The organism is Spirosoma harenae, assembly GCF_054776975.1.
Window position 1 is genome coordinate 25049 of sequence record NZ_BAAHBD010000002.1, and the last position, 25310, is coordinate 50358.

Annotated in this window: 20 protein-coding genes; 7 read left to right on the plus strand and 13 right to left on the minus strand. The window is 45.5% G+C overall.

Annotation, left to right across the window (positions count from 1 at the left end; all coding sequences use genetic code 11):
• Positions 1-15: 15 nt before the first annotated feature.
• On the minus strand, positions 16-627 hold the full coding sequence (locus tag ACYVE4_RS00525) for a fumarylacetoacetate hydrolase family protein (RefSeq protein WP_460994817.1): 612 nt from the start codon (positions 625-627) through the stop codon (positions 16-18).
• A gap of 216 nt (positions 628-843) precedes the next feature.
• Between ACYVE4_RS00525 and ACYVE4_RS00530 the strand changes: the two genes are divergently transcribed.
• Positions 844-1662: a M48 family metallopeptidase gene (locus ACYVE4_RS00530; RefSeq protein ID WP_460994818.1), complete on the plus strand. Its 819-nt coding sequence runs from the start codon at positions 844-846 to the stop codon at positions 1660-1662.
• A 64-nt stretch (positions 1663-1726) separates the two neighbouring features.
• Here ACYVE4_RS00530 and sucC read toward each other — a convergent pair whose 3' ends face one another.
• Positions 1727-2944, minus strand: a complete 1218-nt coding sequence (sucC, locus tag ACYVE4_RS00535; protein WP_460994819.1) for an ADP-forming succinate--CoA ligase subunit beta — start codon at positions 2942-2944, stop codon at positions 1727-1729.
• Between the two features lie 141 nt (positions 2945-3085).
• Here sucC and ACYVE4_RS00540 point away from each other — a divergent pair, with 141 nt between their 5' ends.
• Positions 3086-3745 (plus strand): ABC transporter ATP-binding protein, encoded by a 660-nt coding sequence (locus ACYVE4_RS00540; protein WP_460994820.1) that lies wholly within the window; start codon positions 3086-3088, stop codon positions 3743-3745.
• A gap of 80 nt (positions 3746-3825) precedes the next feature.
• Entirely contained in the window at positions 3826-7551 is a 3726-nt protein-coding gene (locus ACYVE4_RS00545) for an RICIN domain-containing protein (RefSeq protein WP_460994821.1), read from the plus strand.
• Positions 7552-7880: 329 nt separating this feature from the next.
• Here the strand turns inward: ACYVE4_RS00545 and ACYVE4_RS00550 are convergent, their stop codons facing one another.
• Positions 7881-8294 (minus strand): DoxX family protein, encoded by a 414-nt coding sequence (locus ACYVE4_RS00550; protein WP_460994822.1) that lies wholly within the window; start codon positions 8292-8294, stop codon positions 7881-7883.
• A gap of 216 nt (positions 8295-8510) precedes the next feature.
• A complete protein-coding gene (locus ACYVE4_RS00555; protein ID WP_460994823.1) occupies positions 8511-9827 on the minus strand; it encodes a glycosyltransferase in 1317 nt (438 codons plus the stop codon).
• Positions 9828-9972: 145 nt separating this feature from the next.
• On the opposite strand from ACYVE4_RS00555, the gene ACYVE4_RS00560 reads away from it, so the two are divergent.
• A complete protein-coding gene (locus ACYVE4_RS00560; RefSeq protein WP_460994824.1) occupies positions 9973-11355 on the plus strand; it encodes a sensor histidine kinase in 1383 nt (460 codons plus the stop codon).
• A 257-nt stretch (positions 11356-11612) separates the two neighbouring features.
• Here ACYVE4_RS00560 and groL read toward each other — a convergent pair whose 3' ends face one another.
• Both groL and ACYVE4_RS00570 read right to left on the minus strand, forming a co-directional pair.
• Positions 11613-13250, minus strand: coding sequence for a chaperonin GroEL (gene groL / locus ACYVE4_RS00565; RefSeq protein ID WP_460994825.1), 1638 nt, complete (start codon positions 13248-13250; stop codon positions 11613-11615).
• Between the two features lie 76 nt (positions 13251-13326).
• On the minus strand, positions 13327-13623 hold the full coding sequence (locus tag ACYVE4_RS00570) for a co-chaperone GroES (RefSeq protein WP_020600117.1): 297 nt from the start codon (positions 13621-13623) through the stop codon (positions 13327-13329).
• 256 nt (positions 13624-13879) lie between these two features.
• On the opposite strand from ACYVE4_RS00570, the gene ACYVE4_RS00575 reads away from it, so the two are divergent.
• Positions 13880-14587 (plus strand): hypothetical protein, encoded by a 708-nt coding sequence (locus ACYVE4_RS00575; protein ID WP_460994826.1) that lies wholly within the window; start codon positions 13880-13882, stop codon positions 14585-14587.
• A gap of 58 nt (positions 14588-14645) precedes the next feature.
• On the opposite strand, the gene secG is transcribed toward ACYVE4_RS00575, so the two are convergent.
• The 7 genes from secG to tamL all read right to left on the minus strand — a co-directional run bounded on the left by secG (position 14646) and on the right by tamL (position 22630).
• A complete protein-coding gene (secG, locus tag ACYVE4_RS00580) occupies positions 14646-15038 on the minus strand; it encodes a preprotein translocase subunit SecG (protein ID WP_460994827.1) in 393 nt (130 codons plus the stop codon).
• Positions 15039-15092: 54 nt separating this feature from the next.
• The gene (locus tag ACYVE4_RS00585; RefSeq protein ID WP_460994828.1) at positions 15093-15938 is read right to left on the minus strand and encodes a hypothetical protein; all 846 of its coding nucleotides are present in this window, start codon (positions 15936-15938) and stop codon (positions 15093-15095) included.
• An 80-nt stretch (positions 15939-16018) separates the two neighbouring features.
• Positions 16019-16525 (minus strand): LPS assembly lipoprotein LptE, encoded by a 507-nt coding sequence (gene lptE, locus ACYVE4_RS00590; protein WP_460994829.1) that lies wholly within the window; start codon positions 16523-16525, stop codon positions 16019-16021.
• Between the two features lie 43 nt (positions 16526-16568).
• The gene (locus tag ACYVE4_RS00595; RefSeq protein ID WP_460994830.1) at positions 16569-17924 is read right to left on the minus strand and encodes a sigma-54 interaction domain-containing protein; all 1356 of its coding nucleotides are present in this window, start codon (positions 17922-17924) and stop codon (positions 16569-16571) included.
• A 76-nt stretch (positions 17925-18000) separates the two neighbouring features.
• A complete protein-coding gene (gene miaB, locus ACYVE4_RS00600) occupies positions 18001-19461 on the minus strand; it encodes a tRNA (N6-isopentenyl adenosine(37)-C2)-methylthiotransferase MiaB (RefSeq protein ID WP_460994831.1) in 1461 nt (486 codons plus the stop codon).
• Between the two features lie 185 nt (positions 19462-19646).
• Positions 19647-19880, minus strand: a complete 234-nt coding sequence (locus tag ACYVE4_RS00605) for a hypothetical protein (RefSeq protein ID WP_460994832.1) — start codon at positions 19878-19880, stop codon at positions 19647-19649.
• A gap of 71 nt (positions 19881-19951) precedes the next feature.
• On the minus strand, positions 19952-22630 hold the full coding sequence (gene tamL / locus ACYVE4_RS00610) for a translocation and assembly module lipoprotein TamL (protein WP_460994833.1): 2679 nt from the start codon (positions 22628-22630) through the stop codon (positions 19952-19954).
• Here tamL and ACYVE4_RS00615 point away from each other — a divergent pair.
• The gene (locus ACYVE4_RS00615; protein ID WP_460994834.1) at positions 22629-23387 is read left to right on the plus strand and encodes a TrmH family RNA methyltransferase; all 759 of its coding nucleotides are present in this window, start codon (positions 22629-22631) and stop codon (positions 23385-23387) included. The two genes, tamL and ACYVE4_RS00615, sit on opposite strands and share 2 nt — an antisense overlap.
• 37 nt (positions 23388-23424) lie before the next feature.
• Positions 23425-25308, plus strand: a complete 1884-nt coding sequence (locus tag ACYVE4_RS00620; RefSeq protein WP_460994835.1) for a cytochrome-c peroxidase — start codon at positions 23425-23427, stop codon at positions 25306-25308.
• Positions 25309-25310 lie beyond the last annotated feature (2 nt).

Here is a 25310-nt window from a genome sequence, read left to right on the forward strand (position 1 = left end):
AGTATCGATTCGCCATTACTTCACGTCAAATGTTAGCATGGGTTTATCCTCGATATAGGCGGTCAGTCGATCTCCAATCTGGACAGGGCCAACACCGTGTGGCGTTCCAGTAAACAGAATATCGCCCTGCTGCAACAGGAAGTATCGGGAAACAAACGAAATCAGGTAGTCTATTTTATAGAGCATCAGACTTGTATTGCCCTGTTGACGAATCTCGCCGTTGATGTCTAATTTGAAATTTAGATTCTGTAAATCAGGATAATCCGTTTTCGGTACAAACGATGAGATTGGGGCCGAGCCGTTGAATCCTTTTGCCAGCTCCCAGGGCAATCCTTTAGCCTTCAATTTGCTTTGCACATCACGGGCGGTGAAATCAATGCCGACACCGATTTCATCGTAATATTTATGGGCAAATTTCTCATCGATATTTTTCCCGACCCGATTGATTTTTACCAGAATCTCAACCTCATGATGTACATCAGAAGAAAAATCTGGGTAGAAAAACGGCTCATTTTTCAGCGGAATAGCCGTTTCGGGTTTCATAAAAATAACGGGATCTTCAGGACGTTCGTTATTGAGTTCTTTGATATGTTCGGCGTAATTTCGGCCAACGCAGATAATTTTCATAAGAAAGGCAGACTGTAACTGTTGCGGCAGAAATTCACATCAACGAATAAATGAGGAAGAATTTCTGCTCATTCTGCAGTAAACTATTTAGACGGCTACAAATCTAACGACTAAAGAGGGGCTGACCACACGCAATTTGAAAAATTTGAACAAATCAAGTACTTTTTGGGTCATTATACGTCAGAACCATTCAATTAGATATAAACCAGTTAACTAATGAAAAATGCACTTATTGCGATGCTGATTGTCGGCTTTGCTGTTGGTTGCCAGAAAGTGCCTATTACCGGCCGAACCCAATTGAAATTAGTTCCTAACGATCAGCTCTTGCCGCTCAGTTTTACGAACTATAAAGGCGTATTGGATACGAGTACAGTAGTAAGGGGAACGAATGATGCTGAAATGATTCGGCGGGTTGGTAATCGATTACGCCAGGCTATGGAGCAGTACCTGAACGCTAATGGTCTGGGAAAACGGCTTGAAGGTTTTCAGTGGGAGTTTAATCTCATTCAAAGTCCGCAGGTGAATGCCTGGTGTATGCCAGGAGGAAAGGTTGCTTTCTATACGGGTATTTTGCCTTATACACAAAATGAAGCGGGCGCTGCCGCCGTTATGGGCCACGAAATTTCGCACGCCATTGCCGAGCACGGTAATGAGCGGATGAGCGAAGGTTTGCTGGCTAATGGACTGATTCAGGGCGGACAAATTGTGGCTGGTACAGCCGCTCGTAGTACGAATAATCAGGTAAACTCAATTTTGCTACAAGCTGTTGGGGCAGCACTTCCGATTGGCTATCAGGTAGGGCGGGCTTTGCCACACAGCCGTAAGCAGGAGTCGGAGGCCGATCATCTGGGCGTTATTTTCATGGCTATGGCGGGTTATAATCCGCAGGAAGCCGTTACGTTCTGGGGCCGGATGGCGAAAGCTGGAGGTGGGCAAAAGCCACCAGAATTCCTATCAACTCACCCATCCGATGAACGTCGAATTAAGGATTTACAGGCACTAATGCCTGAGGCAATGAAATACTACAAACGATAAAAAAGAAAAGCCGGAGTTTTTGCTCCGGCTTTTTTTATTGAGTTAGTTAGAAAGTGGGTACTTCTTACAGATTCTGAACGACTTGCTTTACTTTCTCAGCCGCTTCTTTCAGTTCGACAGCCGATTGGACTTTCAAGCCAGATTCGTCGATGATTTTGGCACCTTCTGCCGCGTTCGTTCCCTGAAGTCGAACAATAATTGGAACAGGAATATCGCCAATCGCTTTGTAAGCTTCTACAACGCCCGTAGCTACACGGTCGCAGCGGACGATACCACCGAAAATATTGATCAGAATCGCTTTTACGTTCGGATCTTTCAGGATGATTCGGAAACCAGCTTCAACCGTTTTTGCATTTGCACCACCCCCTACGTCAAGGAAGTTAGCTGGTTCACCGCCCGATAGCTTGATGATGTCCATCGTTGCCATTGCCAGCCCGGCTCCGTTTACCATGCAACCTACGTTTCCGTCAAGTTTAACATAGTTCAGGTCATTCGCCGATGCTTCAACTTCGAGAGGATCTTCTTCCGAAATATCGCGGAGATTCGCTAGATCGGGGTGACGATACAAAGCATTATCGTCCAGATTTACCTTCGCATCGACTGCCAAAATCTTGTTATCCGACGTTTTCAGAACCGGGTTGATTTCAAACATTGATGCGTCGGTGTCCACGTATGCTTTATACAACGAGGTCACGAACTTCACCATTTCTTTGAACGCTTCGCCCGACAGGCCAAGACCAAACGCTACTTTGCGAGCCTGGAAAGGTTGTAGACCAACGGCAGGATCGATCCACTCTTTCACGATTTTCTCCGGCGTTTTTTCGGCTACTTCTTCAATGTCCATACCCCCTTCGGTGCTGGCCATGATGACATTACAGGCTTTACTCCGGTCGAGCAGGATACTGATGTACATCTCTTTCGGCTCCGAAGCACCGGGATAGAATACATCCTGAGCGACTAATACCTTATTAACTTTTTTACCCTCAGGGCCAGTCTGATGCGTAACGAGCACATTGCCAATCAGGTTTTTAGCGATGTCACGTACATCATCAACTGATTTGGCTAAAGCTACACCCCGTTGTTCGCTGCCAACAATTTTACCCTTGCCGCGTCCACCCGCATGGATTTGTGATTTAACGACCACAAACTTGGAGTTTGTTTGCGCCATAATTTGTTTGGCGGCTTCTACTGCTTTCTCTGGCGACTCGGCCACGATGCCTTCCTGAATTCGGACACCGTATTTTTTGAGAATTTCTTTACCCTGATACTCGTGTATATTCATGACAACTGCAACAAGGAGGATTGGAAATCGTATTTTTGCGCGGCAAGTTAACACTAAGTGATGAGTGATGAGTGATAAGTGGTGAGTTTTTAAACAACTCGTTGAACTTATCACTTATCATTCATCACGCATCACTATAAAATGTCGCTTCTACAAACCACTGATATTCGCCGGAATTACGGCAACCTCCCCGTTTTAAAAGGAATTAATCTAAGCATCGGAGCCAGTGAGGTGGTTTCCATTGTTGGTGCATCTGGTGCGGGCAAAACAACGCTGCTGCAAATTTTAGGAACATTAGATCGACCCGATTCGGGGGAGCTGTTAATTGATGGCCAAAATGTATTCACGCTGAATGACCGTCAATTAGCTAAATTCCGTAATGAACGTATCGGCTTTGTTTTTCAGTTTAACAATTTGTTACCTGAGTTTACAGCGCTGGAAAATGTGTCTCTACCTGGTTTTATTGCGGGAACGGCTGAGAATCAGGTCCGAAAACGAGCTGCTGAGTTATTAGAAATTTTGGGCTTACGTGACCGTATTTCTCACTTACCGTCTCAATTATCAGGCGGTGAGCAACAACGAGTTGCCGTAGCACGGGCTTTGATTAATCAACCAGCGATTGTTTTCGCTGATGAACCTAGCGGTAATCTCGACTCACGGAATGCAGAGGAGCTTCACCAGCTGTTCTTCAAACTACGAGATGAATTTGGTCAAACGCTCGTTATTGTAACCCATAATGATCATCTGGCCGACCTTGCTGATCGAAAGCTAACGATCCGTGATGGGATGATGTTTAGTTAACTTTCTCATAATTTTCTGAGTTGAGTGGCTCCTTTCAAAAAGGACAGGAGTTGTATTGCCCTATATTTCTTATAACCCATATGAGCAAAATCTACATCGCAAGTAATTTGAAGGCCTTATTATGTAATGTATTCGCCTTATGGCTGCTGAGTAACGTTAGCGGTTTTGCCCAACTACCTACGGGTTTTAATAACAGTTTAGTTCAGAATGGCTATACAACGCCAATGGGCACGGTTTTCTCCGCAGATTCGCGGCAGCTTTTTGTGTGGGATAAGGCTGGTCGAATTTGGGTGTCTAACTGGAATGGAGCTCAGTACATTAAGCAAGCTACTCCTGTTTTGGACATTAGTGAAGAAGTAGGAAACTGGCGCGACTTTGGCCTGGCGAGTATGTGTCTTGATCCAAATTTTGCCTCTAATGGGCTAGTGTATTTATATTATGTCGTAGACCGGCATCATCTTCTTTATTTTGGTACGTCAACGTATAGTGCGACTAAGGACGAATATTACAATGCGACGATCAGCCGGGTAACTCGCTACAAAATCAACACGGCCAATAATGTATTATCAGCTGATCTAAGCAGCCGTAAAATTCTATTGGGCGAAACAAAATCAACAGGAGTGCCACTTACTCACGAATCACATGCCGGTGGAACCATTCTGTTCGGCACCGATGGTACGCTGTTGGTTTCAACGGGTGATAATGCCAGCTATAATACGACTGATAAAGGAAGTTCGAGCGATACCTATTGGCAAACAGCTATCAACGATGGGATCATGCGAACGAATGAGAACGTGGGCGCTTTTCGGTCGCAAATGATTACCTCGCTTTGTGGGAAAATCCTCCGCTTAGATCCGAATACGGGTGACGGCATTAGTAGTAATCCGTTTTATGCGTCGGCAAGCCCCCGTTCGGCGGCTTCTCGAGTGTGGGCGCTGGGTTTTCGGAATCCCTACCGAATGACGCTTCAGCCGGGTACAGGAACGACAAATCCCGCGAGTGGAAATCCGGGTACTCTTTTGGTTGGGGATGTGGGTATGAATACCTGGGAAGATATGCACAGCATCCGGCAATCGGGCGAAAACGCTGGATGGCCTATTTATGAAGGAATACTGGAAAATAGTGCCTATAATACAGCTGCCCAGACGTTGGAAAATAAGGACGAGCCCAATCCAACCAATACCTGTAATAAGCCCTATCTGACGTTTGCTAATTTGCTTAAGCAAGCTTCGAGTAGTACAACGACTGTCACGAACCCGTGTAGTGGACAAGCTTTACCGGGGCTGCAACGGCGATATATACACAGTGTACCAGCGCTGGATTGGCATCATACCCAGAATATAGCTCGGGTGCCAAGATTAACCTCTACAACCGCTACGACAGTCTTGATTGGTTCATCTGGAGCGCCTGCAACTGGAACGCCTTTTAAAGGCAACTGCTCAACAGCGGGAGCTTATTATCCAGGCACTATTTTTCCCGCTGCTTACCGAAATCTCTATTATTTCGCTGATTATGGTGCTAACTGGATCAAGGCCGCTACGTTAGGCTCGAATGGGAACATTACTGCTGTACAGGAATTTGTGCCAGCCGGTGGAACGAATGGCGTAGTTGATATTGAATACAATCCGCTTGATGGCGCTCTGTATTTTACGAACATCAATAATGGTGAAATCAGAAAGATTGGTTATGGCACAAGTCAGCCACCAGTGGCAGTTATCACGGCTGATAAAACGCAGGGAACGAGTCCGTTGACTGTCCAATTCAAGGGCGATGGGTCCAGCGATCCTGATGGCGATGCGCTTACGTATTTCTGGGATTTTGGCGATGGTACAACGGCCAATATCGCTAACCCGAGTCATGTGTTTTCGGGAACGGGTACGCAAGGATTTACGGTAACGCTTACTATAAAAGATACGAAGAATTTAACAGCTAGTAAACAGATTCTGATCTCGCTGAACAATGCCGCTCCAACGGTTAAAATAACAAATCCAGTAAATGGAGGATTGTATCCACTGGATCGTGAAAGTGTTTATCAGCTAAAAGCCAACGTTACTGACGAATCTGTCAGCACACTAACCTATAGTTGGCAGGTTACGCTTCGACATAATAATCACCAGCACGTTGAACCGGCCATCGTTGCGGAATCCCCTAATGTAAATATTTCGCCAGTAGGATGCGACGGGAATACGTACTATTATATGATTACGGTTCTGGTAACGGATAAGGGGGGCTTGACGGCCATGGATTCCGTGAAAATTTACCCAGATTGTGCGTCTGCAAACGTAGCCATACGAAATCTGAATGCAACTCTGTCTGGAACCTCGAATGCGAATTTAAGCTGGAATTATCCGACCGCAGCCTTTGATGAGGTACTTGTTGCGGCTAAGGCAGGGACTGGGTTTTTAGATCGACCGTCAGGAACGAATTATACGGCTAATGCTGATTTTCAGGGCAATGGAACGGCTATTGAAGGCGGAAAAGTAGTTTATCGGGGATTGGCGACATCGATGACTGTTACAAATTTGAGCCCGCAAACGACCTATTATTTCCGAGTATATACACGCGTAGGTAATGCTTGGTCGGGTGGGGTAGAGGTTAGTTTGTCAACAGGTACTACTCCTACACCCGGCCAGTTCGATCCGGCTTTATGCTACAAGATAACCAACCGATCGAGTGGTAAGTCGTTAGGTGTAGAAGGCGCTTTGACGACGGATGGGGCTTCGGTGAAGCAGCGAACTTTTACGGAACAGACCTGGCAAAAGTGGAAATTTCAATCGTTAGGCTCAAATACATACCAGCTAACCGCATCGCATAGCAATAAAGTTTTAGCCGTAGAAAATGCATCGACCCAAGGGTGGGCAAGCGTAATCCAAACGACGAATACAAATGCCAATAACCAGAAATGGATTGTGCAAACGGATGGTGATGGCTATTCAACGGTAAAAGCCGTTCATTCCAATTTGCTGTTGGATATTGCCGGGCAGGACGAAGGCAGTCAGGTGATTCAATGGTCGGCTAGTGGTGCATATGCACAGTACTGGAAGATTGAAACAACAGGTTGTACGAGCACAACCACGACGACTCCGCCCACATCGGCTACGACCTGCTACAAAGTCACAAATCGTTCAAGTGGTCGAGTTTTAGGGATAGATGGAGCCGTAACGACCGATGGCGCTTCTGTTAAACAACAGACTTATTCCAATCAGCCCTGGCAAAAATGGGAACTTCGCCCAACGGGTACGGCAAATACCTATCAATTAGCCGCCATTCACAGCGGAAAAGTACTGTCAGTACAAGGCGCTTCTACCCAAGGATGGGCTAGTGTTATTCAATCGACAAATACGAATGCCAACAACCAGAAGTGGGTTATTCAGACGGGTGCCGATGGGTTTTCGACATTGAAAGCTGTCCATTCCAATCTGATGCTGGACATCGCCAATCAGGATGAAGGAGGGCAGGTGATTCAATGGGCAGCCAGTGGCGCGTATGCTCAATACTGGAAACTCGAAACGGTAGGTTGTACCTCAGGTGGACGATTGGCCGCTGAAGTTGATCCAGCCCTAAAAGTCTATCCGAATCCAGCACAGGATTATGTAGATATAGACATTCTAATTAGTGAGCCTACTGATGTACAACTCAAACTGTTGAATATAACCGGGAAACAGGTGCATACTGAACTACTGAAGCTAAATAGCTCGACGATTCATCGCTTATCCTTGATAAATTTCCCAACTGGACTATACTTAATTCAGTTACAGGCGGGTGATCAGTGGAGTCGGCAGCAACGACTTTTAATCAGTCGTTAAAAAGTTAGGTAACGGGACTGTTTAATTAATTCTACTAATCATCTATTGTTTATAGATTAGTGTTCTTGTTGATGAAAATACTCCCTTATTTATACTCATATGCATTTTTAGGCCTCTGAATTTCAATGAGTTATCCATTTTGAAAGTTTTTTTTTGTGAAAGCGATATTTTTTTTGTTAATTTTGTTTTATAATTGTGTCGAAAAGAAAAGTTTTTCATAACGTTGAGTAAATCAGAAAGCCAAGAGAGTGTCTCGCTTGGCTTTTTTGTTTATATAAAGGTTTGATTTGTCAACAAGTTTTTAACCTCGATTGAGTACAGCGACATACTCACGTAAGGCCAAAGATCAGTCGATCGACACTCCATTTCCCTCCACCAGTAAAAACGAAAGTTAAGCCCAGTAAGGCGAATAAGAACGGATGCTGGTCTTCGTACCAAAACTTTCCATGCCCTACAAAAAAGGTAATGTAGAGCATTGTCCCTATTGTAAGTAGTGCGCCCAATCGTGTTAGTAAGCCAACTGCCAGCAAAATACCTGCTATCAATTCAGACCCCTTTCCTAGATAAACCAGAAATGAAGGAGAGGATGCTTCTTTAAACGTATCCCAGGTTGTATACGTCTGCATTTGAGCAGGATCAAATACTTCCCATCCATGATAGGCAAGTAACAAACCGACCGCAATTCGGATAAAGGCAAGACCGCCTTCCTGAAACATACCACCTGCTGAAAAGAATTTTCGCATAGAAATTAGTCTTATAGTTTGAATTGGCTGGGACGTAGGATTCATCTATAAAGTCACTCGAATGTACCACAGGTTTTACAGATTGAACCAATCTGATTCATATTCTTCGTCGGTAGTAGATATATGTCCCTGATACATAGGAATATTATGCAACAAAAAAGCCGCTTATAAAGCGACTTTCTAATAGGAGACTTTCATGATGCTATCAGCAACTAATTAATCTACCATGATTGCTTCCTGCTTGAGTGCCATAAGACTGTCAACGTAGTCAGTAACCAATTCATTCGGTCGATACTGGCTAAACTCTGCGCTTAATTGCGTTGCTAGTTGACGATATAGAGGATTGGTTAATACTTCATGTACAGCCCGACGAATTTGGTTTGATGTAGGCGTTTCTGTTCTGAGATCAATACCGACTTGATTGAATTGGACACGGGCTGCAATATCGTCTTTCCCTTCGTGAATACCGGCCGCTACTATAGGAAGCTTATATTGTAAAGCCAGCATCACTCCGCCATAACCACCATTAGTCACATAAACGCTCAGGTAAGGCATTACGGCATTGTAATCGATAAAATCCTCAATCAGAAAGTGAGTTTGTGGAAATCGCTGACGTAGCTCAGCTGTACCTGAACCACCTGTTGTAACAATCACCATTGTATCAGGTTCGTTTTTGTAGGCTTCGAGGGTAGGTACGAGAATCTTCTCCACATTGCGCTCAACGGTGCCTTGTGTTACTAATATAACTCGTTTGTAATCAAGCGTACGTTCAGCCTGGGCAAATGGAATCTTCTTACCCGATCGATGAGGCAACAGTGGACCAACAAATCGAACGTTGGGATGAAGTTGACGGTGCGGATAGTCGAAGCCGGGCACACCACTTTGTAAATAAAGATGGGCATTTCGAAATACAGATTCAAACATAAAGCCTGGCTCCGATGACAAACCGTATCGTTCACGCATCTCGTTGTGCAGATCTGTACAGGGCTTCATGATCACCTTGAACGAGAGATATAGCTTAGCGCGATTAGCCAAACGAACCAGTAACCGTTTGAGCAGAAACTGATCCGGATCGTCGGAAGGTAAATTAGACTCACTCTCAAATAGGGGCAATACGCCAACAGCTAATCCTTTAATGGAAAGTAACTGCTGAGTGAAGAGAGCGCCTAAACAAGCTAGATCATAAACGATCAGGTCGAAAGGCCAGTCGGTGTGAACAGCCATGAGATCCTCTACGTAACCCGGAACAGGATTCAGGAACGTCTCTTTAACGTCGAATCGAGCGCGTTTGATTGGGTTTTTAATCGTTTTCCGTTCAGGAAAGAGTTCATCCATATTTTCCTGATTGATTACCTGTGCTTTCAGGGCTGGATAATGAATCAGGCCTAATTTTTTGACGCGTTCTCCGTAATGACCACCGACATACCAGCGTACGTCGTGACCGAGATTATGGAGATGAACAGCAAGACCAGTTAAGGGGCTGAAATGCCCGTCGAAAGGAACAGTTGCAAAGAGGATACGCCGGGTTGTCATGAGTATTGTTGTTGTCTGTTTCTGAATAGTATTCAAAATTGATGGCATTCAGAGACCAACCCAAGCAGCGATTCTGTGAAGTGGAAGAATAAGGATGTGAAGTGACTTTTATGTATTTTCGTTTTGAACAAAATCGTTCAAATCCATGGCCATACGTTTACCTTCCTACGATCAATGGTTGCTACTTTACACCGGAGCTGCCGCTGTAATGCTAGTGGCTAATCTGATTCAGTGGGTTACTCGTCGGAAGCGAATCTATCCCCTCTACAGCTTGTATATCTTTTTATGGTTGATCTCGTTCAGCGTAGAATTACTACGTCCGGCTCCTGATGTACTGGCATTTTCGCGGACTGTTCCATTCAACCTGTTTTCGGTATTATACTTGGAATTAGCCCTTGCATTCATCAATCTGAATGATTATCCGAAGCTGCTGCGTTGGTATCGAACCATGCAATGCGCTTGGTTGATAATGATTCTGCCCGAAATATATTTCAACTTATTTTCGTCTCTATGGCAAACGGAATGGCATGAAATTCAATTAAATATCGGCCGGGCAATTATCATGCTGGCTACGAATCTGACCATTCTGTATACCTTTATAGCCCACTTAAAACGGACAGATATTTCCGCTCGCTTTTATTTTGTAGGGACGTTAGCGTTGTGGTCGGGCCAAATAGGAGCATCCATCGGACTGAGCACCTACATTGGCCTGGGCGTTGAGAAAATAAATCGTCTGCCGTTGCCTATCCATCCCAGTTTCATTATGCAGGTGGGGATATTGATCGATTTGGCCTGTGTATCGTTGGGGTTGTCGTATCGGCAACGGCAGCAGACCATGCGGCAGATTATGGCTGAACAGGAACTCCTTCGCGAACGTGAACAGCATCTGCGCCGTCAACTTCAGGCCGATCTGGCGTTGCAACAGCTTAAACAACAACACACTGAAGCGAAAATGAAAGCGCTGCAAAGCCAGGTAAATCCGCACTTTTTATTCAATGCGCTAAATACCCTTTCCTCGCTTATTGATGAGAACCCCCAGCAGGCAACGGAATATGTAGATGAACTATCTAGTGTATATAGATACCTTTTGCGGGCCGCTGATCAGGAACTCACCACACTGAGTCTTGAGCTGGCCTTTATCCGATCCTATTTTCATTTGCTGAAAACCCGTTTCGGTACTAGTATCCAGACGGACCTAGCTATATCTGATGTGTTAGCAGAAACGCTAATTCCGCCATTGACATTGCAACTGCTGGTTGAAAATGCGGTCAAGCACAACCGCGCCTTACCTGATGAACCATTAACTATCCGCATCTACACAACGGAAGAAGGAAAATTAGTTGTTGAAAATAATATGCAGCGACGCAATGTACGTGTCGAATCGAATGGGGTAGGACTGAGTAACATCGCCGATAAATATCGTTTACTGAATTACGCAGGACCAAGAATCGAAGAAACGGAAGGCTGTTTTCGAGTGACTTTATCTCTATTGGCAGCCGATGTGAATAAGCACATATCAAAAGTTTAACCCTTTACTACGTTAAATTCTATCGAATCTATTTAACCTTTTGTATAGAAACGAATTTTGTCATTCTGACGAAGGAAGAATCTTAACGCATCCCGACTTGCAAACAAGGACACATTGAGATTCTTCCTTCGTCAGAATGACAAAATTCGTTAAAAGGCTCACTATAAAAAACGCTCCTGACCTTTCGATCAGGAGCGTTTAACAAAATCAGGAAAATCTATAAATCAGATAAATCCCCCCGGGCCGCCGAAGCGGTCTTACATCATACCGCCCATGCCACCTGGGTGACCGTGACCACCGCCACCAGCTGGAGCTTCTTCTGGCTCATCAGCGATAACACATTCAGTGGTCAACAACAGACCAGCAATCGACGCAGCATTTTCAAGTGCCAGGCGTGATACTTTCTTAGGATCAATGATACCAGCTGCGAACAGATCTTCGAACGTATCGTTCTTCGCGTTGTAGCCGAAACCACCTTCGCCGTCTTTCACTTTGTTCACAACAACTGAACCTTCGCCACCAGCGTTAGCAACAATTGTACGGAGCGGAGATTCCAGTGCCTGACGGATGATATTGATACCCGTTTTTTCGTCTTCATTGATAGAATTTACACCATCAAGAGCAGGGATAGCACGGATCAGGGCAATGCCACCACCCGTTACGATACCTTCTTCAACGGCAGCACGAGTTGCGTGCAATGCATCGTCAACGCGGTCTTTCTTCTCTTTCATTTCAACTTCGGTAGCTGCACCGATGTAGAGAATAGCCACCCCACCTGACAACTTAGCCAGACGCTCCTGCAGTTTCTCCCGATCGTAATCCGACGTTGTATTTTCGATTTGCGCTTTGATTTGGTTAACGCGGCCTGTGATATCATCCTTATAACCAACACCATTCACAACAGTCGTGTTGTCTTTGTCGATCAGGATTTTTTCGGCTTGACCTAAGTATTCGATCGATGCGTTTTCCAGTTTGAAACCACGCTCTTCGCTGATAACCTGACCACCTGTCAGGATCGCGATATCTTCCAGCATGGCTTTCCGACGGTCACCAAAACCAGGAGCTTTAACAGCTGCTACTTTCAGAGCACCACGAATTTTGTTGACAACCAGCGTAGCAAGTGCCTCGCCGTCAACATCTTCAGCGATGATCAGCAAAGGCCGGCCGGTTTGCGCAACTTGCTCCAGAACTGGAAGCAATTCTTTCATCGACGAAACTTTCTTCTCCGAAATCAGGATGAACGGACGCTCCAGTTCAACTTCCATTTTCTCGGTGTTCGTCACGAAGTAAGGCGACAGGTAACCGCGGTCGAACTGCATACCTTCTACGGTTTTAACTTCCGTTTCGGTACCACGAGCTTCTTCAACCGTGATTACACCTTCTTTACCTACTTTCTTCATGGCTTCGGCAATCATCTTACCGATTTCTTCGTCGTGGTTAGCCGAGATGGTAGCTACCTGCTCGATTTTACCGAAGTCGTCGCCAATGGTTTGCGCTTGTTCAGCCAGATTAGCTGTAACAGCCTGAACCGCTTTGTCGATACCACGCTTCAGATCCATTGGGTTTGCTCCAGCTGCTACGTTTTTCGCACCGATCGAGTAGATGGCTTGAGCCAGAACGGTAGCAGTCGTCGTACCGTCACCAGCTGAATCAGCCGTTTTCGAAGCAACTTCTTTTACTAACTGAGCGCCCATGTTTTCCATGGCGTCTTTCAGTTCAATTTCTTTCGCTACCGTTACACCGTCTTTGGTGATAGCAGGTGAGCCGAATTTTTTATCCAGAATAACATTCCGGCCTTTAGGACCTAGAGTAACTTTTACCGCGTCGGCGAGGGTATCAACGCCCTTCTTAATGCGTTCGCGAGCTTCGGTATCAAAAAAGATTTTCTTAGCCATTTTTTTAAAGTGATGAGTTATGAGTGATAAGTGATGAGTGGCTTACTGGTGCACTTACTCATCGTTTATCGTTCAATTAAAGGATTGCGAAAATGTCGGATTCACGCATGATGAGGTACTCTTTGCCATCGACGGTGATTTCTGTACCAGCATATTTACCGTACAACACCGTATCGCCCACCTGAACCGTCAGCGGCTCATCTTTCTTACCTGCGCCAACGGCAACGACCGTACCACGCTGGGGTTTTTCCTTTGCCGTGTCGGGAATGATGATCCCGAACGAGGTTTTTTCTTCAGCCGGTGCTGCTTCGATTAGCACTCGGTCGGCCAGCGGTTTCACGTTCACTTTAACGCTTTCCGTTTCTGCTACCATGATAGTAATGAGTTGATTAAGGTTATTAACTATTGTGTACTACTTGTTTTACACGACGTTGTGGACTCGCCAATTACTGTGCCAACCCAGTCAAGTCTGTCAAATTTTCAGACTTTCGACTGACATACTGCCATTCATCAAATTCACTCAACTTCCTTCTTGAGAGAAGCATTTTAAGCAAACAGAATTTGGTTATTTGGTAATGATTAGTTAAATTAACCTAGTCGTTTCCCCGCCAAATGACGATTGCTGAGTTATGAAAAAATTACAACCTGACTGGTTTACACAAAATTGGCTCGACGCCGAATACCAGAAATATGTCGTAATGGCATACTTGCAAGCTGTCCAACAGAACTTTGCCGAACATAAACTCTGTCCAGATTTACCTGAACTGCGCAGCCATTATGACGCCGGTGTTCGATTTTCGAGGGGCAAAGGTACGTTAAATGCTGCGTTCCCCAAGCGGATTACTAGAATAAGTGGACCACCCCCACGGATTGAATACAAATCCGAGGTGACGCCCCCGGCTTTTATGGACGAAGTCGATGCCATTATGGAGTTCGCGCTACCCCGTTTTCAGACAATGATGAATGAAGGGCATCAACGCTGGGCAGACATCGCACAATCATTAAAACTGGTTCCTGTGGGCCTTTTACCGCTGCGTCCAGAGGAAGGTTATTTACTCTTACATGCTACGAATCGGGCTGAAACTCAGATCTATTATTTTGCCGTAACGCTCTATTCTGAGCAGGAGCCGGGTGGGCGATTGGTGCAACTGCGTTTTGTAGAAGCTGTGCAAAAGAGCTTCGTCAATACGTTCGAAAATATTAAACTTGATTTGATCCGAAGACACCGAGACTTACCCAATCCGGCAACGTATATGCTGGAGAGTAAGAAGACGTACCCTGTTCAGGAGACACTATTACCAATTGCTAGGCAACTATTGGCGCAGGCAGTCGCCTAGAAAATTAAAAAGCCATTCCCTGCAGGGAATGGCTTTTTAATTTTTGATTTCAAGCTGATTACTTCTGCGGAGTCAACGCTGAAGTTGACGCACCCGGCGACTGAGCGCCTGGAACGGCTTGACTTGGCGCGGCTCCATTAGCAGCACTTGGGGCAGCAGCACCTGGCAGCGTTTGGGTTTGTGCTCTGTCTACGTTGGCACTGTTAATCGTAGCGGCCTGATTACGGTCGACCATAATATAAGAAGCCAGTGTAAGGACCATAACGCCTATGCCAAGGCCCCAGGTGATTTGCTCGAGCAGATCAGTAGTTTTCTTTACGCCCATAAATTGATTCGACCCCAGACCACCGAATTCACCCGCTAATCCTCCACCTTTTGAGTTCTGAATCAGTACGATAAGAATTAACAATACCGTAAGGATACAAATAAGAACAATAAGTACGGTTACCATGAAAAAAGTTGCTTAATAGTTTCGTTAATGCGTTCTAGCGTTGGAGAGCAAAAATTATTCCTCTGCTGTATTGGACCGATTGGCTAGTTCGCTAATTTTTGCCGCAAAGTACGCCTTTTTTTCCGGATTTTTTGCCATCAACTTTTTATAGATGTCACGAGCCTTGTCAATTTTGCCTTGTTTCTCCAGAATTTTCGCAAAACTCTCGGTCACCAGTGTTCCTGAAGGAATTTTACTTCGCTTGGTTAAATCTTCCTGATCACCTGAATCGGCCGATTTGGCTTTGGTGGGGGGCGGTGTGATGCGAGAAATGCTGGGTTCATTTTTGATAAAACTCTCAATCAGGTCAAACTGACGTTTTCGTTCAAGGTCAGCTGCAGAAAGTTTGGAGGCATCCAATGCAGACTCTTCTATCTGCGCTAAATCCTGTTGGAGATTGGTTTCGGCCAGCGTTTGATCTTCTGGGAGAGGTCTCGTTTGGTCCCAATTGATCTCATTCGTAACCGGAAGTTGAAGGAGCGATAATTTCGGGAAGCCATCGGTTGCACCTGATCTAGCCTTAAAAAGCGCGTAGCTTTCCTGTTGGTAATCTTCAGGAATAGGAACGTGTTTGGCCGCTAATTCATTGAGCTTTGTCAATAAATTATCCGACCAATAGAACTCGTTTTCAATCAGTTTGCGCAGCGCGTTTCGGCTCAAAGCGTGAGCGGCTGCCTGACGGATATAAGAAATGGCATGGCCACGCTGATGGATAGAAGCCGCCTTGGCGGTAAGCGTATGGATTGTTTGGCAATAGGGATACTCAGACAGACTTTTCTGTAGCTGGACTAAATCTGTTGCGGATAAATCGTTGGGATGGGTGACCCAGTAAGAAAAAGTTTCTTTATCGAGCGTTGGCAAAGGAATGTATGATTTACAAGATATGATTCACGAAAGTACTTTTTTCAACGGTAAATCGTATCTCGTTAACCGTAATTTTTTTACCAGTCAGCGGCTGTTTTATTGAATATATCGAGAACGATCTGGTCCAGAATTTTCGGTACCAGACGGCTTTCATTCTGACTGAGTGTCTGCCCTTGTGGGAAATCCTGATAGAATGAAAATGACTGCTCGAAATTTTTGCTTTCGTCTTTATTGTTGTAAAAACGAGCCAAAACCGTGATTTGCAACCGGTTTACCCCAGCCTGATCTTGGGCAGTTGGGGCAACCGCTACCAACTCATAACCTGTAATATTTCCCTCCAGCACCATATCACCGTTGGCTGGCACAACTTTCAAATTTGTATATCGCTGATAATATTCTTTCAACTTCTCGTTAAACGTTAACGGTAAATTAGCAGGACCGCCTGCGGTTGCCAATACGAAATTGTTAACGGTTACAGTTTTGATATCCGGCGACAGAGTCGTGCCAGTAAATGAGTAGACGCCACAGGACTGAGTGATGAGTGATGAACTTAGAACGGTGAAAGCTAAAATGATGCGAAACATATTGATACTCATCGCTCTTAACTCATCACTCATCACTCTCAACTTATTCTTCATCAATTTCATACTGCTTAATTTTCCGGTACAACGTCCGTTCGGAGATGCCGAGTGCCTGGGCCGCGTATTTTCGTTTGTTATTGTTCCGTCGGAGCGCTTTTAGAATCATCTCTTTCTCCTGACGTTCAAGCGAAAGCGAATCATCTTCTTCCGTTTCGTGCGTGACATCTTCTACTTCCGTCAAATCATTGATATCACCATCCACATCGTCGAAAATCTGTACGGGTGGATGACTGCCGTAAGTTTCAGAAGGTGGAGTTTCTGGTCGGGTGGCTCCGTTCGTTGCTGGTAAGAAGCGAGTTACGCCTACATCATTTGATGGACGGAGGTCGCTATCCGGTGTGATCGAATCGAAGAGGTCTTTGTGATTATGCAAAATTTGTCGGCCATCCTGCTCATTCCCAAGCACATCACGAACAAGCTTTTTGAGGTCATTCACATCCCGACGCATGTCGAACAACACTTTATAGAGCAATTCGCGTTCTGAAAAATTTTCAGGATTACTGCCGTTAGCCTGGGGAAATAAGGCTAAAGTGCGACTTGGCTGTTGAGTAGTTGGCAGGTATTTGGCAAGGGTTTCAGCTTCTATCGGCTTGTTTTCTTCCGATTCAAGAATCGATATCTGCTCAGCAATATTTTTCAGTTGACGAATATTTCCCGGAAACGGAAAACCCATCAGGGTTTGTTTAGCTCCTTCTGTTAATTGAAGCGGTCTAATGCGATAACGCTCAGCGAAGTCAGTGGTGAATTTGCGAAACAGCAGTTCAATATCTGTACCTCGTTCGCGCAATGGCGGCACAAAAATGGGAACTGTATTGAGTCGGTAATATAAATCCTCGCGAAACTTTCCCTTTTCGACGGCGTCCATCAGATTAACGTTTGTAGCCGCCACAACGCGTACATCGGTTTTTTGGGTTTTCGAAGAACCGACGCGGATGAACTCGCCATTTTCCAGTACGCGCAACAAGCGGGCCTGTGTTCCGAGCGGCATTTCGCCAATTTCATCCAGGAAAATAGTCCCGCCATTTGTCGTCTCGAAATAGCCTTTGCGGGAATCGACTGCACCGGTGAATGAGCCTTTTTCGTGGCCAAATAATTCTGAGTCAATGGTGCCTTCGGGGATGGCGCCACAGTTGATGGCAATAAACTGACCGTGTTTACGAGCACTTAAGCTGTGGATAATTTTTGAAAATGACTCCTTACCACTACCGCTCTCGCCCGTAATCAATACGGTCAGATCAGTAGCGGCCACCTGCATCGCTACATTGATGGCGTAGTTCAGCGCGGGCGCATTTCCGATTATACCGAAGCGTTGTTTAACGCTCTGAATTTCCTGATTATTCATTCCTACAGTGGTGTCGGTTTTAAGAAACCGGCACAGTTGAAGTAAGTGTGTCGGTTTCTTAAAACCGACACTACGTTCAGACTACTTCTCCCAATAGAGTAGCCGACGTACATTCATTTACTAATACGTTGACGTACTGGCCTTTCTGGAAATTTCCTTTTGGGAAAACGACCATTTTGTTTTGGTCATTTCGACCGCATAAGAAATCATCGGATCGTTTGGATGGACCTTCGATCAATACACGTTGTACTTGCCCGATGTGGCGTTGATTACGTTCCGCTGAATGGGTCAGTTGCTTGGCGATGATTTCGTTTAAACGGCGTTTCTTAACGTCTTCAGGAATATCATCTGCATATTTTTTAGCTGCCAGTGTTCCAGGCCGTTCTGAATAAGCGAACATGTAGGCGTAATCGTAATGGACGTAATCCATTAACGATAGCGATTCCTGGTGCTCTTCTTCGGTTTCTGTGCAAAACCCTGAAATCATGTCAGTTGAAATACCACAATCCTCGCCCAGAATCTCACGAATACGATCAATTTTACCGATGTACCAAGGCCGGTCATACGTCCGATTCATCAGCTTCAACACTCGGCTATTACCACTTTGGGCAGGTAGATGAATGTAGTTGCAAATGTTATCGTACTTCGCCATGGTATACAGAACATCATCCGTAATATCCTTCGGATGCGAAGTCGAGAAGCGAACCCGAAGATCAGGATGAATCAGAGCTACCATTTCGAGGAGGTGCGCAAACGTGGTGGGAGCAGAGGGCAGAGAGCTTTGGGCATTAGGTAAAAGGTTCTCCGCAGATACTTCCTTCTGCCATTTATAACTATCCACATTCTGCCCGAGCAGCGTTACTTCGCGGTAGCCCTGGTCGAATAGGTCCTGCGCTTCGCGGACAATACTGTGCGGATCGCGGCTACGTTCCCGGCCACGGGTGAAAGGCACTACGCAGAAACTGCACATGTTATCGCAGCCACGCATGATCGAAACGAAGGCTGTTACACCGTTGGAATTCAGGCGAATTGGCGAAATATCCGCGTACGTCTCTTCGCGCGACAGAAATACGTTAACAGCCTTTTGTCCTGATTCGGCCTCTTCAACAAGCTTGGGAATATCGCGATAGGCATCGGGGCCTGCCACAATATCAACGACTTTTTCTTCTTCCAGTAACTTGGTTTTCAATCGTTCGGCCATGCAACCCAACATCCCGACCAGCAACTCGGGTTTTTGCCGTTTCAGACCTGTCAGGTGTTTGAGCCGATTGCGGACTTTTTGCTCAGCGTTATCACGAATAGCGCAGGTATTCAGAAAAATCAAATCCGCTTCTTCGGCCGACGAAGTTGTGGCAAACCCGGCATTACGCATCACGGCGGCCACGATTTCACTGTCGGCGAAGTTCATCTGACAACCATAGCTTTCAATATACAGCCGTTTTTTACCCACCGCCAATTCATCTTCCGACGTACGTGGCAGATCAATTGGTTCTTTATCGGTTGGCTGGAGTATAGTTAGTTCTGAAATAAGAGTCATAGCAATCGATAGGCAATGGTCAATAGACGTTTGTTACGAATGGGATAGGTCATTCATAACTGTCAACTGACGGCTTTTTTTACAAAAATACAAAGAATGCCCCGATTATGCTGTCATTTTGGCAGAAAACGCCGTTAAAATATCCTAAGAAACAAGTTGCTGAGCGAGGAGTACAACAGAACAAGCTAGTTGAATTGAGCGGGAAGTACAATGGTTTTATCTGCGTAGGCCCAGCAGGCTGTACGGTTTCCAACGTAGTCATTTAGCTGAAGATCAGCCGTAATAACTAACCCGAAGCTGCCATCCCATCGACCGATTGGACTGTTTGGCGGTAAGATAGGCAGACCTGATTCGGTTGAACCATAATAGACAAGTCGACCATCGTCAGGGTCATTGTCTTTAAAAAAAGTAGCGTTCATGGGTTAGATTACAAAGAGCGGAACCGCTAAAATAGCGGATTCAACCCATTCGAAATAACCTGTCGGCCTGGTCAGAACGGATAGCCTACGCCGAAGTTGATAATCAGTGGATTAGGGCCACTTGATAACTTGCTAAGCGAGAATTTCGGTAGGATAAAACGTTCATCGACCATCTCACCTTTTGTTGGGCTGAAGTATCGCCGGGAAGGGTCCCATACTTTGATACCCCCGTCGAAGCGAATTACGAAGAAAGAAAAATCAAAGCGTATGCCCACACCTGTGCCAACTGCAATTTGTGGAATGAATGTATCGAATGAGAAGGTAGTGCCGGGCCGATTGACATTGTTACTTAAGGTCCACACGTTGCCTGCATCAACAAATATAGCGCCATTGACGTCAGCTCCCAGGTGGAACAAGCGCCCGCGTAGTTCCGCAGATCCTTCGATAATCATATCCCCTGGTTTTTCGATGTTATACAGAAACTGCTCTTGTCCGGGATAGTCTGGATTAAATATAGGCTGTTTGTTTAGTGTTTGTGGCCATTCGGAACCGGGACCTAATCGGCGGGGCAACCAGGCTCGAATGCTATTGCTTCCTCCTGCAAAAAATAGTTTTTCGTAGGGAGCCGTTTTGTTCGATCCGTACCCATATACCAGCCCCGTGTTGAATCGAAATGCTAATGTTGTGCGTGGTCGTAATGGGATATAATGGCGATAATCGACACTCAAACGTAGGAATTTATAGTATTGCAAACCCGTTGAATCGGTGGTTTTAAAAAACTGACGTAACTGGGGTTCTGAAAAGAAGTTCAAGGTCGTTCCGCCCGATTCAATAACCGTCCGTAGAAAATTCGCGCGACGATTTTCTCCCTGTACATTTGTGTTGTAAGTATAAGCAAAGCTGAAACTGGAACTGAGTGATCGACGAAAGCTTAGATAAACAGTGCTTCCTTGTTTCTGCAGTGTATCTAGCTGACGTTTAAATGCATCACTAATTACGGGTTCATTGCCATCACCAGCATTGATCAGATTAATATCCGCAATCAGGAAGCTAAACTGTTTAGCCGGAGTCGTCTGCCAATTATAGGCCATAGTCGCCCGCAATAGGGATCGACGAAAATCAGGCCTGAAGGTGTTATTAAAGCTAAGGCTAACTTGCGTTCGGGGGGCATAGGGAGTAAAGCGGAACCGAAACCGACTCGGAAACAGAATCTGTGGGAAAATTAACGAACTACTTATGCCCAGTTCCTGAGATGAATAAACGACTTTACTAGGATTGTTAGGATCACTCACAAAACCTGTTTGGGCTTCTAACCCAAAGCGGACAGAAGTTTCGAAAGTCTCTAACCCGCCAAGCATATTTCGGACTCGAAAAATCAGACTCCCAAATCCACCCGGATAGCCCTGACCTTGATATAATAAACCTGTAGCCCCACCTTCGGCAGTTGCCTCGTATTTGTCTAGAGGAGGGGCCGTAATAAGCGTTCGAAGCTGTCGGTTAGTGCTGTCAATAAAATTGAGATTGATGTACTTAAATTGGTTCAGCAGAAAAAGTTGACGCTGAGTTTCGCGGTAATTGGTCTGACTATAGAGTTGATTGGGGCGAAGCAGAATTTTGGATTCCAGTAGGCGTAATGAGATATCACGGCCATTTAGCAGATACGTAATTCCATTTCGCTTGACCGTATCCAGATTTGTTTGGGCAAAGGCTGGCTGACCATTGGTAGCTAAATCTGCATCAGGACTGATTTGCACTGTGACATCTCCGATGTGGTAAATCGGATGGGCAGATCTACCCGGTGGATTGGCGATCTGAATAGCGATATCAACCGTTCGTCGACTTGAATCGCCGGGTTCAAGTCCATCAAGAAACCGACGATCGTTGCCGCGCCGAATTGTATCAACATCGGTGGCTCGAACGTATTGACGAGAAAAGGTATAGTAGCCCTGATCGCGCAGGAGCGATTCGACTCGAAGCCGTTCGCCCGACATATTCTCGAAATCAAAACGCTCACCCACTTTAAGTTTTGCCTGATCGAACGATTGCCGAACAATCGAATCGACTCGCGGATCGGCAATTTGATAGGTAATATTTCGCAGGTAAAAGGCTTCATTTTCGCGAATTCTGTAATTGACCCGAATTTGCGCCCGACGAAGTGTATCGAGTTTATAACTCGTTTTTGCATTGAAAAAACCCTTGTCCGACAGATACTTCTGCATCTTGGTAGTATTGGCTTTGGCATCGCTTTCGGAAAAATAAGAAGGCGGTTCCCCCAGGCTCCTCATCAGCCAGTTGCCTTCTTCCGCTTTCAACCGTAAATGCTTCAGCTTGCGCCCATAACGCCGATTCAGTTTTTTTAATGCCTTCGGCTGATCGGCCAATTGCTGGCTTTGCTGCTCAAATTCATTAGTTTTGGCCTGCAGCTCTTCTACCGCTTTCTCCCGATTATATCGACGTTGGCCCAGTTGATAAAACCAAAGAGGAGGGGTAATCGGCAAAGCAAGTACCCGGCGATTCGGTTTTTGGGGAATTAAACTTTCCAGTTCCTCAGTAGAAATAGTACGATTTCCTTTTACCGTTTGTGCCGTCAGAATATACCCATTGTCGCGGAGTTGCTTTGTACTCAGACAACCGGATAGAGAGATTAGTACCAGAAATAAGCTTAGCCGCGATGTATGATGTATGCTGTAGGATATATAGCTGGTTAGCTTCTCATACATCATACATCCTATATCATACATCTTTTCCATGCTGTCAAAAAATAGCCTTAAATACATTCAGTCGTTACACCAGAAAAAATACCGGCAGCAGCACGGCGCTTTTCTGGTCGAAGGTGCCAAGAGCGTTCAGGAGGTGCTTCAATCAAACTTCCAGACGGAGTTTGTTGTTGCCACAGAAGCCTTTTACAAAGAAAACGATCACCTGACAGACCACCAACGAATACCAGTCGAAATCGCATCGGTTGCCGATCTGACTCGTGCCGGAACGCTCGAAAGCAATAATGCGGCTCTTGCTGTGGTCAGAACGAAAGAAAACCGTCCTCTATTGGCTGAGCCGGATGAGATTGCTCTGATTTTAGATGATATCCGCGATCCGGGTAATCTGGGCACCATTCTTCGAATTGCCGACTGGTATGGTGTTCGGAAAATACTTTGTTCCGAAACCACGGCCGATGTCTACAATCCTAAAGTTATTTCGGCCAGCAAAGGATCATTTACTCGAGTAAACTGGTGGTATGGCGATGTGGTTCAGGTACTTAAACAATCAGGTCGTTCGATTAATGTTTACGGTGCCTTTTTAGATGGATCTGATGTGCATACATTGTCGTTTACGAAATCGGGCTACTTAGTAATGGGTAATGAATCGAATGGGATTCGTCCGGAAGTAGCTCAATACGTGACGCAGCGGGTAACAATTCCGCGCTATGGTGACGCTGAATCGCTGAATGTTGGAATTGCTACGGCTGTATTATTAGATAATATCCGACGGACAACTACCCAAAGTTGATTGGTTCGTCAAGAGTCAATTTCGTAAAGTTTGTTTCATGTATCAGCCACTCCGTCTGCTTTTCCTGGTTATAGCCTTACTAGCTTTTTTACCAAAAGAGCAGTCAATTGATCATGATGTAAAGACCATTTATAACCAATTCCTAACCGACAAGGCTCAATTTCATCAACAGGTAAAACAATTGACGGAGTATGTTCAGACAGGTGCGTCTGTCGATACAATGCGGGCGGCATTTAAGCGAAGTCGGCTGGCTTACAAGCGGATTGAGTGGCTCCTGGAATATTACCAACCCGCATTAGCCACTCGTGTCAATGGACCACCAATCGTCGAGGTTGAAGATGACGATCCGACGCAAACGCCTATTTTACCAAGAGGACTCCAAGTGGTAGAGCCGTATCTGTTTCCGGAATATGACAGTACACAAAAAGATAGCCTGGTCCATGAATTAACGGTGTTGATCTCGTATGCATCGCGTTTGGAGCAGGGAATTCCTGCTAATCGGATAACTGATTCGGAAATATTCGATGCTGTCCGCCAGCAACTGTTTAGGATTCAGACATTAGGCATAACGGGCTATGATGCGCCCGAGGCCCGAACGGGATTAGCTGAAGCCGCTACCTCGTTTCGAGCGCTTCAGCGGGCATTGCAGACTTATGAAAATCGACTTCCAGAATCAGTATCGGTTAAACTGGAATCGTGTTGGTTGGCTGCCATTCGAGCCTTGGAGCAATCGCCGGATTTCGAGAATTTTGACCGCGTTCTTTTTATTCGGAATCAATTGTATCCGCTTTGCCGAACCTTGCAGAAAGCCCGTCAGGCATTAGATATTGTTCCTGCGACTGGCGGCCGATTTTTGTCGCCCCAAGCTGCTACGTTATCTGATTCAGGCGTTTTCCGAACGAATTACCTGATCAATTTTGGCGATTTTACCAGTACTCCTCAAAAAGTAGCGTTAGGTCGTACACTCTTTTTCGACCCGTTATTGTCGGGTAACAACGCTCGAAGTTGTGCATCCTGTCACCAACCCGAGCGAGCCTTTACCGACGGACGAACTAAAAGTCGGGCGTTTGGTAGCATGAGAAAACGTGTGAAACGGAATGCGCCAACGTTATTGAACGCGGGTTTACAAAACGCCCAGTTTTACGATTCACGCGTAATCTATCTGGAAGATCAGGCGCATGATGTACTGAAAAATGCAGAGGAAATGCACGCTTCGTCGGACGAAGTTGCTCAAAAACTGACGGCCAGCAATATGTATCGAAAGCTATTTTCGGATGCGTTTCCAAATGGACTGACTCCGCATAATGTTCGTAATGCTCTGGCGAGTTATGTGCGTAGTTTAACCAGCCTAAATGCTCGGCCAGATCGCTATCTGCGTGGTGAATTGGTGGCTTTATCGGCTGATGAACTGGCCGGATTTAATTTATTCCTCGGGAAAGCCCGTTGCGCAACCTGCCACTTCTTTCCAATCTATAATGGGTTTACCCCACCTCATTACGAAAAGACTGAGAGTGAAATCATTGGTGTACCGGGTAAGGCAAAAATCCGCAAGGCTCGGCTGGATACTGACTTGGGAAAATTTACAACCTTTCAGAAAAATATTCACCGATTTGCGTTTAAAACACCAACTGTTCGGAATGTAGCGTTGACGGCTCCTTATATGCATAATGGCGTTTATCGAACATTGGATCAGGTAGTTGACTTCTATAATCGGGGAGGAGGTAAAGGAATCGGGATTGACCTCGATAGTCAAACGCTGGCAGAAGATAATCTTAAATTGAGTATTCCCGAGCAGAAAGCATTGGTTGCCTTTATGAACGCTTTAACCGATACGACGGGGCTTACGAAGCGTCCTGCTCAACTGCCATTAGTAGATGGTAATCCGGAACTAAATAAGCGGAAGATTGGCGGAAGATATTAATG

Bases quoted from the DNA above. Each gene is read 5' to 3' on its own strand.
- secG (WP_460994827.1), bottom strand. From the start codon at position 15,038: ATGGTAACCGTACTTATTGTTCTTATTTGTATCCTTACGGTATTGTTA.
- ACYVE4_RS00540 (WP_460994820.1), top strand. From the start codon at position 3,086: ATGTCGCTTCTACAAACCACTGATATTCGCCGGAATTACGGCAACCTC.
- ACYVE4_RS00575 (WP_460994826.1), top strand. From the start codon at position 13,880: ATGAAAAAATTACAACCTGACTGGTTTACACAAAATTGGCTCGACGCC.
- ACYVE4_RS00545 (WP_460994821.1), top strand. From the start codon at position 3,826: ATGAGCAAAATCTACATCGCAAGTAATTTGAAGGCCTTATTATGTAAT.
- lptE (WP_460994829.1), bottom strand. From the start codon at position 16,525: ATGTTTCGCATCATTTTAGCTTTCACCGTTCTAAGTTCATCACTCATC.
- ACYVE4_RS00620 (WP_460994835.1), top strand. From the start codon at position 23,425: ATGTATCAGCCACTCCGTCTGCTTTTCCTGGTTATAGCCTTACTAGCT.
- ACYVE4_RS00560 (WP_460994824.1), top strand. From the start codon at position 9,973: ATGGCCATACGTTTACCTTCCTACGATCAATGGTTGCTACTTTACACC.
- sucC (WP_460994819.1), bottom strand. From the start codon at position 2,944: ATGAATATACACGAGTATCAGGGTAAAGAAATTCTCAAAAAATACGGT.
- ACYVE4_RS00555 (WP_460994823.1), bottom strand. From the start codon at position 9,827: ATGACAACCCGGCGTATCCTCTTTGCAACTGTTCCTTTCGACGGGCAT.
- ACYVE4_RS00550 (WP_460994822.1), bottom strand. From the start codon at position 8,294: ATGCGAAAATTCTTTTCAGCAGGTGGTATGTTTCAGGAAGGCGGTCTT.
- ACYVE4_RS00595 (WP_460994830.1), bottom strand. From the start codon at position 17,924: ATGAATAATCAGGAAATTCAGAGCGTTAAACAACGCTTCGGTATAATC.
- ACYVE4_RS00605 (WP_460994832.1), bottom strand. From the start codon at position 19,880: ATGAACGCTACTTTTTTTAAAGACAATGACCCTGACGATGGTCGACTT.
- ACYVE4_RS00530 (WP_460994818.1), top strand. From the start codon at position 844: ATGAAAAATGCACTTATTGCGATGCTGATTGTCGGCTTTGCTGTTGGT.
- ACYVE4_RS00525 (WP_460994817.1), bottom strand. From the start codon at position 627: ATGAAAATTATCTGCGTTGGCCGAAATTACGCCGAACATATCAAAGAA.
- miaB (WP_460994831.1), bottom strand. From the start codon at position 19,461: ATGACTCTTATTTCAGAACTAACTATACTCCAGCCAACCGATAAAGAA.
- groL (WP_460994825.1), bottom strand. From the start codon at position 13,250: ATGGCTAAGAAAATCTTTTTTGATACCGAAGCTCGCGAACGCATTAAG.
- ACYVE4_RS00615 (WP_460994834.1), top strand. From the start codon at position 22,629: ATGCTGTCAAAAAATAGCCTTAAATACATTCAGTCGTTACACCAGAAA.
- tamL (WP_460994833.1), bottom strand. From the start codon at position 22,630: ATGGAAAAGATGTATGATATAGGATGTATGATGTATGAGAAGCTAACC.
- ACYVE4_RS00570 (WP_020600117.1), bottom strand. From the start codon at position 13,623: ATGGTAGCAGAAACGGAAAGCGTTAAAGTGAACGTGAAACCGCTGGCC.